This is a genomic window from Rothia sp. HMSC069C10, from assembly GCF_001812205.1.
GTDB classification, from domain to species: domain Bacteria; phylum Actinomycetota; class Actinomycetes; order Actinomycetales; family Micrococcaceae; genus Rothia; species Rothia mucilaginosa.
On the sequence record NZ_KV808297.1, the window covers coordinates 191,291 to 201,984 of the forward strand.

The window sequence follows — 10,694 nt, forward strand, 5'->3', positions numbered from 1 at the left end:
CCCGAGTGGTTGGAGGGGCACCCGGCCCACTCCCCTGTTCAAGGGTTCGAGGTCAAGAGTGTGGGGCGTGAGCCGGTGCCGGTGTGAATGTGTGGTCAGAAAGCTTACTTCTTGGAGGTGCGCAGCAGCAGAGCCGCAGCCAAAACCACCAGGCCAGCCGCCGAGAGCAGCAGGTTATTGGCGTTGTTGACCAGCCACTTGGTCAGACCGGTCAGCTCAGTACCCTCAATGGTCGGGCCCTGTGCCTTGGTGCCTGCGGCGGAGTTCTGTGAGCCCTGCGTGTTCTGCGAGTTCTGCGAACCGGCGGCAGCCTTCACTGCCTTCTTCGCGTTGGCTTCGGTCTTCTGCACGGTGGTTGCCAGGTTCTTCTGCGCGTTCTGAACCTTCGCCTTAGCCTGCACGCGGTTCACGACCGGGGCGGTGCTCTGCGAGAGCGCGGCGAGGGATGCGTCCACGTCGGTGGCGCGGGTGCTGATGCGGCCGCCCGCGTTACGCATGGGCACAGGTGCCGTGGAGGTTGCGGTTGCGGGGTTCTCGTTCAGCTCTTCGACCAGCTGGTCGGTGGCGTCCTGCTCATCGCGGGAAACGTCCTGACGAGGGGTAACAGCACGTTCCACGGTCATGTCAGCAAAACCGAGCACCGCATTGTCAGCGCCCTGGTTGCCGTTGTGCACGACCACGCGGTAGGTTGCGGCGGGCATGCTCACACTGGTTTCGTAGCTGAAGCTACGGTTGCCATCCAGGCGCTTCCAGCCGGAGCCGTAGAGGGTCTGCGGGGAGTTGCCGAGGTAGGTTGCGGCGTACACCCAGGTGCCCGGTTCAGCGTTCGGCACGGTCACGGTCACGGTGGAGCCGTCACGGCTCACCTGCACGCCATTACCAGCGGTCAGTTCGGAGGCGTTGACCGGCTCGGGTGCATCAACGGGGGCGTACTCACCGATGGTGAAGGTGGTGTTGATGCCGCCCTGGCTGTTGGCGCCGCCGTAGGTTCCGGATCGGTCGCCCTCACGCAGGCTACCGGTCAGCAGGCGCAGGGTGTGCTCACCGGAGGCGTACTTGGCGGCGTCTTCGTCATTCTTGAAGGCTGCGTTGTCGCGGGTGGGCAGGTCAATCCAGGCGTCGATATGGCCGTTCTCATCGGGGGTGATAACAGCCCAGATGGTGCGGTTGTCGTTGACCGCGGTGGCGTCGTTACGGGATACCTTGCCGTCGTCAATCTTCAGACCGATAACGGATGCCTTCTTGTCTTCAGGGTTGCACCAGCCGTCACCGGTCAGGTGCAGCTTGCCGCCCTGAACCGCCTTGGGGTTCTCGATGCTCAGGCGCGGGGTGAAGGAGCCGTCAGCGGGGGTGCAGGTTTTCGAGTCTTCGCTGGGTGCCGGGGTGGGGTCTGCAGTAGGTGCCGGGGTGGGGTCTGCAGTAGGTGCCGGGGTGGGTTCTGCGGTAGCAGAGGGATCCGCGGTAGGCTCGGCAGTCGCAGAAGGCTCAGCGGTAGCAGAGGGCTCCGCAGTAGGCTCGGCAGTCGCAGAAGGCTCTACAGTTGCGCTGGGCTCAGCGGTAGCAGAGGGATCCGCGGTCGGTGCCGGGCTCGGAGCCGGGTCGCTCAACGTAATATTCTGCGACACAGATGCACGACGGTCGTAGGTGTTGCCGTCCGCATCCGTACCGCCCAGGGAACCGGAAAGCACCTGAATACGGTGGCTGGTACCCTCCACGGTCCAGCCCTTGTTCTTCAGCTGTTCAGCGGTCAGACCGGTGTTTTCGGGGGTCGGCAGGGACACCTCAACCTCGAAGGTGCCGTCCTCCTTGGCGGTTCCCATGAAGTTTGCGGGCGAGTTGCCACCCTTCTTGGTGATCGGGTTAATCGCCTGGTGCGCTTCATCCGGCAGGGCGTCGAGGAACTTCACTGCGAACACTGCGCCGCGACCGGGTGCGGTGCTGGTAAAGCCGGTGCCGCGTAGCACGAGCTTACCTTCGCGCCACTTCTCGGTGGAAATCGTCACGGTAGCCTTATCAGCCTGCTGGGTGGCGGCGGGGGTGTCCGCGTAAGCAATGGTGGTGCCGGTCAGCGCTGCTCCGGGGGTGATGAGCGCGCCGGCGAGAGCCACGACGGCACCGTAGCGGGCTGCGGTGCGCACGGGTCGAGTTTCGGTCATTGTGGTCCTTGAGGATGGTGTGGTGGGTCGTGCATCCCCTTCCCGCCGCGGTTTTTAGGTCGCGGCGGGAAGGGTGGCGGAAGCTTCAGCGGGTGATTGCTTCACAGGGTATTTAGAACGGGGTGTTCAGAACAGGGCGTTTAGAGCGGAAGCGCCTTCTTGACGTCTTCGATAATGCCCTCGAGCAGCAGCGGGCCGCCGGTGGAGGTCCACTTGGAGCCGTCCACGAGAATCACGTGGTCGTCCTTGACTGCCTTCAGGTTGGTGAAGCCGGAGGTTTCCTTCGCCTTATTCAGTGCTTCTTCGGCGCCCTGCAGACCTGCGGAGCCCTGCGCGTTCGGGTTCTGCTGGCTTGCGCCGCCGAGGGTGCCCAGGAACATGTAGTCCGCGTCGATGGTTGCCAGGTTCTCCAGGGAGACGGGCTCGGAGTGGCCCTGACCGTTTCGGTCCTGCGACTCGGGGCGCTTGAGGCCCAGGTCGTTGAGTACCTGACCGGCGGGCAGTTCCTTGAGAATCAGGGCGGGGCCGTTGCCTGCCCAGCGGACGATGGAGAAGGTCTTGTCGCCGTACTTGGGGGCGAGCTGGTTCTTCAGCGTAGCGGCACTTGTCTCGTATGCCTTGATGACTTCTTCGCCCTTGTCGACCATGTTCATGGCGTTAGCAACGTTGCGGAAGTTGATGCGCCAGTCGCCACCCGCGTAGCCGCAGTAGACGACGGGAGCGATCTTCTTGAGGGTTTCGAAGGCCTCGGAGCGCTTGTCTACGCCGGTGGAGTCGACCAGAATCAGGTCGGGATCAAGGTTGCCAATCTGCTCGTAGTTGACCTGGGCGACGGTGCCGATAATCTGCACGCCCTTGGCGCGGTCGGCAAGGTAGTTGGGCACGCCGGACTGGCCGCGACCGGAGACGGAACCGACGGGGGTCACGCCGAGGGCGAGCAGGCCGTCGAGGGTGGGCTCAGAGAGGACGATAACCTTCTGCGGGTTGGCGGGGACTTCTACGTTCTCCTCGTCAATGTCCTTGATGGTGCGGGTACCGCTGTTGCCGCCGGAGGTGGAACCGCCGGAAGTGGTGGTCGTGGTGGTCTCGCTGCTGCATGCCGCGAGGGCGAGAGCAGCCGAGGAGGCGAGCGCCAGGCCGAAGAATGCGCGGCGGTTAACGCCCGATGCGCCGTGGTTTTCGGCGTCGGTCAGCTCGGTTCGGTTGAAAGACATAGTTCCCCCTAGATTTGACTAAACTATACCTAACCTTACAGATATCTGAGTGTTACATCAAGATGTGTTCTGTTTGCCTTCTCTGACCGCCAGGATACCCGGTTTTGCCGCGGAATTGCGCGGGGTAACATATATCACGCTTTGTCATAGTCTTGCTGACACTATGTCATTTAAACAGGCCCTCTCCCCTGCTGTTACCCTGCTATAAATCTGCGGCGGTTGAGAAAGCATGGCACGCAAAACGCCCCGCCGCGAAGAGCCGCGACGGGGCGCAGACTTCACAACGGGGCGTTGAGGTTTTATAGACGCGGGGGTGTCATAGATGCGGGGCACCGTTACAAGCAAACGCCGCTAGCAGCCGCAACCGCATCCGGTGCCGGAACGCTTGACCGATGCGGCCGCCGCACGCAGGGAGGCGATTGCCGCCTCCGGACCGCCGAGCGCCTCATCCACACCGTAGACCGAGCTACCGGCAACGAAGCAGGTTGCGCCCGCCTCCGCGGCACGCAGGATGGTCTCTTCGGTGATGCCGCCGTCCACCTGCACGGTCACCGGCAGGTTCGCGCCCTCAATCGCCTTGGCGGCGCGGGCGATCTTCGGCAGGGTCACCTCCAGGAACGCCTGACCGCCGAAGCCGGGTTCCACGGTCATGATTAGCAGCATGTCCAGTTCGCTGAGCATGTCCAGGTAGGGTTCCACGGCGGTTGCCGGACGCAGCGCCATACCCGCCTTCGCACCCTCAGCACGCAGGGTGCGCGCCAGCTTGATGGGGGCGATAGCCGCCTCCGCGTGGAAGGTCACCGATTCGCAGCCCATGCTGGCGTATTCGGGTGCCCAACGGTCGGCGTCCTCAATCATCAGGTGCACGTCGAACGGCACCGGGGAGATTTCGCGCAGACGCTTGACCACCGGCGGACCCCAGGTGAGGTTGGGGACGAAGTGGTTGTCCATCACGTCAATATGCGCGGCGTCTGCGGTGGAAATGCGCTCCAGCTCGCGCTGCAGGTTCGCGAAATCCGCCGAGAGAATCGACGGGTTAATGGCAATACCCATGGGGTTCCTTTCAAGTCCGTGCCGTATGGCGGGTGATGCTAGGCGGTGAAGCGGCTAGTTCTTACGCAGCAGGGCGAGGAACATTGCGTCGGTTCCGTGCACGTGCGGCCACAGCTGCGCGGTGGTCGGGTTCTCCGAAGCCTTCACGACCGGCGCACCCTTTTTGACCTTGATCTCGGGGGTGTGGCCGGGGTCCTTCTCCCCCGCCAGCACGCTCACGGGCTCGCCGTTCGCGCCTTCGGTGTGCAGGGCGACTTCGCGCAGTACTGCGGCGGAATCGAGCAGGCTGACCGCGCCGCTTTCGAGCACCTCAGCCACAATGTTCTGGGTTTCTGCCGCGTGCGGGGAGCAGGTCACGTAGGCGATAACGCCGCCGGGGCGGGTCGCCTCAATGGCCGCATCCAGGAGCTGACGCTGCAGGGGCAGCAGCTCGGCAATATCGCGCGGGGACTTGCGCCAACGCGCCTCGGGGCGGCGGCGCAGGGCGCCCAGACCGGAGCAGGGCACATCCACCATCACACGGTCGAAAAGCTGACCGGGCTCAATGGATCCGGGCAGGTCGGAGGCGTTCTTGCGCAGGGTCTCGCGGATCTGGCGGCCGTCGCCGGTGAGTACCGTGTAGCTGTCCTCGGGCAGGGGGCGCATGGAGGATTCCACGAGCTGCGCGCGGTGCGGTGCCGCCTCGTTGGCGACCAGGGATGCGCCGCGCTGAATACCGAGCGCGCCGAGGAGCGCCGCCTTACCGCCGGGGCCTGCGCACAGGTCGAGCCATGCGGTGTCGGTGCCGTCCAGGGGTGCTGCGGCGAGCGCGCGTGCCACCAGCTGGGAGCCAGCATCCTGCGCGCGGACGGTGCCTTCACGTACGGATTCCAGGCGTGCCAAGTCGCCGGAGGCGTACAGTGCCGAACCCTCAACCAGCTCGCCGTCGACGGCGCCCTGTTCGCGTGCCTCGTCGAGGCTACCCAGGCCGGGCAGCGCAACCAGGTTCACCACGGGGGCGAGGTTGTCCGCTTCGAGCAGCTGCTCAATTTCGGAGGCGGGGCGGCCGTGCGCGACGAGTGCCTGGCGCATGGAACGCACAATCCAGCCGGGGTGCGAGGCGAGCAGCGCCATGCGCTCGGTGTCGTCCTTCGCGTTCTCGATGATGAGTTCGTACCACTCTTCGGGGGTGCGCTCGGAGACGCGGCGCAGCACCGCGTTGATGAAGCTTGCCGGGCCCGCACCGATCTTTTCGCGTGCCAGAGACACGCTCTGGTTCAGCGCCGCGTGGGCGGGAACGCGCATGTTCAGCAGCTGGTGCACGCCCATACGCAGCACGATCAGGGTGGTGGTGCCGACCTTCTCGATGGGGCGGTCTACGCAGCGGCTGAGGATTGCGTCGTAGGTGCCCTGGTGGCGCAGCGTGCCGTAGGTCAGCTCGGTTGCGAAGCCTGCGTCGCGGTGGTCGAGGCGGTGGCTACGAATCGCCTTGGGCAGCACGAGGTTCGCGTAGGCGTCGGATTCCGCCACGGAGCGCAATACGTCGAAGACGGTTGCGCGTGCGGTGTCTGCGGTACGCGAGCGTGCGGAGGGTGCCGCCGCGGAGAATTCGCGGGCGGACATGGAGCGGCGGTTGCGTTCGTGGCCGCTCTTATTGCGCTGGGAGGTGCCGCCGCCACCGCGTTTGGTGTCGTCGTGCTCGGTCTTGGCGCGGCGTGCGGCGCGTTCGACGCTGGTCAGGCCGTCAAAGCGGCGGCCGGTGCGGGATTCGCTGCGGGAGTTGTTGTCCCACTTCTGCGGGCGGCCCTGCGAGCTTTGATTCTGGGAGCGCTGGTTCTGAGTACGCTGGGAGCTCTGGGACTGCTGGCGGTTCTGCTCGCTCACACCAGAGCCGCTGCCAGCGCCGGAGCGGCGGCGACGCTTACGCTTCGCACCGCCCTCACCCTGACCGCCGCCCTGATTGAACTTACCCTGACCGCTACCCTGGCCGAACTTGCCGTTGCCAGCGTTACCGGAGTGACCGGGCTTGCCGTGTCCTCCCTTGTAAGGGCGCTTTTCGTTGCTCATGCGAGTACCACCAGGCCTTCCGCCATGTCCTTGCCAGCGCCGCGAGCCCACGCGGGCGCATCCATCATTTTCTTACCGGCAGGCTGAACCTGCAGCAGCATCAGGGGTTTGGTACCGGTGCCGACCAGTACCTTCTTCGCGTGCAGACGCACCGCACCGGGTGCGAGGGGGCCGCCGTTCGCCTCGGTCAGGGACTGCACCAGGCGCTCATCGGCAACCGCCAGACCACCGACCTTGAAGCGGTTTTCGCCCAGTTCGCACCATGCGCCGGGTTCGGGGGTGACGCCGCGGAAACGTGCCAGGATCTGCTCGGCGGGTTCGGTCCAGGTGAGGCGGCCGTCGGCAATGCTCATCTTGGAGGCGTAGCTGACCGACTCGTCCTCGACCTGCACGGTGCCGTTCTCGCCCGCTTCGAGGCGTTCGAAGGTGCGTTCAAGCAGCGCGCCGCCGCTGGTGGCGAGGCGCATCAGCACGGTGCCTGCGGTGTCGTCGGCGGCTACGGGGGTGGATTCCTGTTCGAAGGTGGGGCCGGTGTCCAGGCCTTCCTCGAGCAGGAAGGTGGTGGAGAAAATTTCCTGCTCACCGGCGATGAGGGCGCGCTGCACGGGGGCGGCGCCGCGCCATGCGGGCAGATTGGAGAAGTGCAGGTTGACCCAGCCGTAACGCAGGGATTCGAGCGCGGGCAGGGGCAGCAGCGCACCGTAGGCGACCACGGCGGCTGCGTCAGCGTTCAGCTCGGCAATGGCTGCGGCGGCTTCGTCGTTCCAGCGGTTTGCCTTCACGATGGGCAGGCCGAGCTCTTCGGCGCGCTGCGCGACCGGGGAGGGGGTGAGCACGCGCTTGCGGCCCACGGGGGCGTCTTCGCGGGTGAGCACGCCAACCAAGCGAACCTTATCGGAGTTCGCCAGGTAGTCGAGCGGAGGCACAGCAACGTCGGGGGTGCCTGCGTAAATAATGTTGAGCATGTGGACCTACTTTCCGAAGCTACCGAAGGAGGAACCGGCAGAGCCTGCACCGAACGCGCCACCGCCGCCGAAGGCACCACCCACGCGGGTTGCACGCTCGGTCACGGTCTTCGCGGCGACAGTGTTGTAGTCTGCGGCGCGCAGGGCACGCATCACACGCTGGCGGTCTTCACCCACGAGACGGTCGATGAACAGCTTGCCGTGCAGGTGGTCGGTCTCATGCTGCAGCATGCGCGCGAACAGACCCTCACCCTCCAGCACGAGGGGTTCGCCGTGGCGGTCTACGCCGGTCACGCGCGCCCAGTTCTTGCGCGGGGTCGCGGACTTCTGACCGGGCACGGACAGGCAGCCTTCGCCGCCTTCCTGGTCTTCTTCGCCGACTTCAAGCACGGGGTTGATGATGTAGCCTTCGCGGTCGTCAATGCCGCCGAAGGTGAAGATCTGCTTGGAGATGCCAACCTGCGGGCCGGCAAGGCCCACGCCGCCCACGTCGTACATGGTTTCTAGCATGTCGTCGATAAGTCGTGCCAGGTCGTCGTCGAAGACGGTGATGGGGTCGCAAACGCTGCGCAGCACCGGGTCGCCTACGGTGCGGATGCTCAGGATGGTCATGGTTCTCCTTTGCCGGCGGGGTGCCGGGAATGTGCTTACGGATTTCAATATGGCGGCAGAACTGCGCTGATAGAACCTCGCGGGTGAAACTGCGCTGGCGGGCTCTCTCGGCAGGAGGGTTCTCCCAGGAGCAGGTTCTTCACAGCGGGCGCATTCTTCACAGCAGGTGCACGCCGTTCTGCCTATTGTTCTATTGTCGCCGATTCAGTAGCGCGAATCTAGAACGAATCGAGGCGCTGGGGGTGGAGGCGGCAGGGTGAGGGCTGAGCCTCACCTCCCAGCGCTCATCTCCCCGTGCTCACCTCCTCAGGGGGTTTGAGCCTCTCCCCTATACCCGCTACTCCCCTATGCCGCCCAGTCTTCTAGTCGGCGGGGGGTACTGGTTTATGCCGCGGGCGGCGGTACTACGGGCATGAGCGCGGGGTCTTCAAATTCTTGGACCTGGCGGTCGAATTCCCAAACGCGGCGCAGGGCGCAGAACTTGTACCAGTTGCGTTCGAGCACCGCGGGGTTTGCCTGCTGCGGCAGCACCTGCGTTTCGCCGAGTGCCACGCCCATGAGGACGGGCGCGTCGCCGTATTTCCAGGGTTCCCAGGTGCCTGCGTCGGGGTCGAGGAGGGATTCTTCGGCTTTGAGTCCGGCGACGAGCTGCATGACGACTTTTTCGTCGAGTGCTTTGACGCGGCCGCGTTTGTCGGTGCCTTTGGTTTTGTAGTCGATGATGCAGGTTCGGCCTGCGATTTCTGCGACGAGGTCGAGGGTTCCCGCGTAGCCGACGGTGTCGTTCCAGATGGTGACTTCGGCGGCAAGGGGGCGGGGCTTGAAGGCTTCCCACCATTCGTCGAAGCGGTCGGCGTAGGCTTGTTCGCCGTTGATGATGAGCTGTTCGCGGCTTTCGTCGAGGTTGTGTTCGCGGCCCATGGCGCGTAGGGCGACGGCTTCGGCGTAGTTGTGGACGCGGTCGCCTCGGGCGGCGGCTGCGTCGCGGTATCGTTCGGAGGCGCTGGCTGCGTCGCGGATGATGGCGAATTTGAGGCCGTGGGATCCGGTGGCGCGGTAGGCGCGCTGGTCTTCGAGGGCGGCTTTGGCGGCCATGTACCCGTGCCAGCCGCTGAGGTCGTTGGCGTGCTGCCCGATGACGGTGGTGATGGAGGGGACGAGGGGTTCTCCTCCGCGGACGCGCGCGTACATGCGTCCGTAGTCGGTGGCTGCGGCGAGTTCGGGTGTTGTCACGGGGTACCTCATTCTCGGGTGGTTGTGTCCGCGGCTGGGTTTGTACTGCTTGTGGACACAAATACCGGTGGGCATAATAAAACCCCCGTTCCTTGAAACGGGGGTTATTGGTGCGTGATACTGGGTTCGAACCAGTGACCTCTTCGGTGTGAACGAAGCGCGCTACCACTGCGCCAATCACGCTTACGGATAAGACTATACCGAGGCTTGGCGTGAAGGTCAAATTTTGCGCTCCCCTTTTTTTCTTCCCGTTCCCTTCTCGAGGAGTATGCGGCGGCACCATGGAATCTAAAAGATCATCCCACCAGAGGTGACTGCAGGTTCAGTAATGACTTATGGACTCTGGTCATGAGGTACGGACTTTGGGGCTGGGTTAGCGTTTTGAGGGATAGCTTTTAACCATGGCTGAAGTCGCTAAGTCATTACCGAATCTCAGTCCGGTTTCACTGGATAAACAAAAAAGCCTGGCTTCCGAAGAAACCAGGCTTTTCCTAGTGTGACCCCAACCGGTTTGTAACGGTGACGGAGGGGCATGATGCCGAGCGCGCGAGGAAATCCATCATGCCCCGGAGTGCCGCGACGTAAGGAGCGGCGCCGTGAGAGGCTCACGGCGGCACCGTAGAATCTAAAACCAGTCTTTACCGGATAAACAAATAAACCCTCAGCCAGAAGACTGAGGGTTTATTTCTAGTGTGACCCCAACCGGATTTGAACCGGTGTTGCCGCCGTGAGAGGGCGGAGTACTAGGCCGCTATACGATGGGGCCGCAACCTCCGTGAGGAGGTTAGCTGGGATACCAGGACTCGAACCTAGAACAAAGGAACCAGAAACCTTCGTGTTGCCAATTACACCATATCCCATTACCGTTCCGTTTCTCGCCTTTCGACTTATCACCGGAACGAGTAATAACTATACGGGTCTTTCTGGAGGCGTGCAAGCCGAAATCTAGAGAGCCGCCTCACATTCACGGTTTTATGCCCGCTACTTCCGCGTGTTTCCGGGGTTTTTGGGGTTAAAAAGTTTTTTAAATTTCTTCAAAAGGAGGGTTTTGGGGCCGATTTTCACCCCTCAAAGCAGCTTCCAAGGGGCTCAGAGAGTGGCTTTAACCTCTCCCCCGCACGCTTTGCATCCCAAATTTTTTTGAAGATTTTTCCTGTATTGCCTCCCGATAGCCAGATGACCGGACAGTCAGGTCGTCAGATAGCCCGGCAGCCAGCACCCAGGTAGCCAGGTAGTCAGATAGTCTGGCAGTCAACCCACCCAAGCAACCGCCTCGGGAAAGATCACAGGACCCCGCCCCCCGCACCTCCAAAAACTAAAACCCCGGAGACAATAAAACCCCAGAGACAACAAAAAAGCCCCGAGGCGAACCTCGGGGCTTGAGCGGAGCGGTTGACGAGACTTGAACTCGCGAC

General features: G+C 63.5%; 7 protein-coding genes and 3 tRNA genes. All 10 read right to left on the minus strand.

Annotation, left to right across the window (positions count from 1 at the left end):
* Positions 1 to 104: 104 nt before the first annotated feature.
* The 10 genes from HMPREF2842_RS03030 to HMPREF2842_RS03075 all read right to left on the minus strand — a co-directional run bounded on the left by HMPREF2842_RS03030 (position 105) and on the right by HMPREF2842_RS03075 (position 10,139).
* Positions 105 to 2,156 carry a peptidase gene (locus tag HMPREF2842_RS03030; protein ID WP_070642658.1) on the minus strand — a complete coding sequence of 684 codons (2,052 nt, stop codon included), beginning with the start codon at positions 2,154 to 2,156 and terminating at the stop codon, positions 105 to 107.
* A 140-nt stretch (positions 2,157 to 2,296) separates the two neighbouring features.
* Entirely contained in the window at positions 2,297 to 3,370 is a 1,074-nt protein-coding gene (locus HMPREF2842_RS03035) for an ABC transporter substrate-binding protein (RefSeq protein WP_049356631.1), read from the minus strand.
* Positions 3,371 to 3,721: 351 nt separating this feature from the next.
* On the minus strand, positions 3,722 to 4,423 hold the full coding sequence (rpe, locus tag HMPREF2842_RS03040; protein ID WP_070642660.1) for a ribulose-phosphate 3-epimerase: 702 nt from the start codon (positions 4,421 to 4,423) through the stop codon (positions 3,722 to 3,724).
* Positions 4,424 to 4,477: 54 nt separating this feature from the next.
* The gene (locus tag HMPREF2842_RS03045; RefSeq protein WP_070642662.1) at positions 4,478 to 6,469 is read right to left on the minus strand and encodes an RsmB/NOP family class I SAM-dependent RNA methyltransferase; all 1,992 of its coding nucleotides are present in this window, start codon (positions 6,467 to 6,469) and stop codon (positions 4,478 to 4,480) included.
* Positions 6,466 to 7,434, minus strand: a complete 969-nt coding sequence (locus HMPREF2842_RS03050) for a methionyl-tRNA formyltransferase (protein ID WP_070642664.1) — start codon at positions 7,432 to 7,434, stop codon at positions 6,466 to 6,468. The genes HMPREF2842_RS03045 and HMPREF2842_RS03050 overlap by 4 nt, the downstream gene beginning before the upstream one ends.
* A gap of 6 nt (positions 7,435 to 7,440) precedes the next feature.
* Positions 7,441 to 8,046, minus strand: a complete 606-nt coding sequence (gene def / locus HMPREF2842_RS03055) for a peptide deformylase (protein ID WP_070506019.1) — start codon at positions 8,044 to 8,046, stop codon at positions 7,441 to 7,443.
* A gap of 384 nt (positions 8,047 to 8,430) precedes the next feature.
* On the minus strand, positions 8,431 to 9,279 hold the full coding sequence (locus tag HMPREF2842_RS03060) for a PD-(D/E)XK nuclease family protein (protein WP_070642970.1): 849 nt from the start codon (positions 9,277 to 9,279) through the stop codon (positions 8,431 to 8,433).
* A gap of 108 nt (positions 9,280 to 9,387) precedes the next feature.
* Positions 9,388 to 9,462: transfer RNA gene (locus tag HMPREF2842_RS03065), tRNA-Val, on the minus strand.
* 510 nt (positions 9,463 to 9,972) lie between these two features.
* A tRNA-Glu gene (locus tag HMPREF2842_RS03070) sits at positions 9,973 to 10,045 on the minus strand.
* Positions 10,046 to 10,067: 22 nt separating this feature from the next.
* Positions 10,068 to 10,139: transfer RNA gene (locus HMPREF2842_RS03075), tRNA-Gln, on the minus strand.
* Positions 10,140 to 10,694 lie beyond the last annotated feature (555 nt).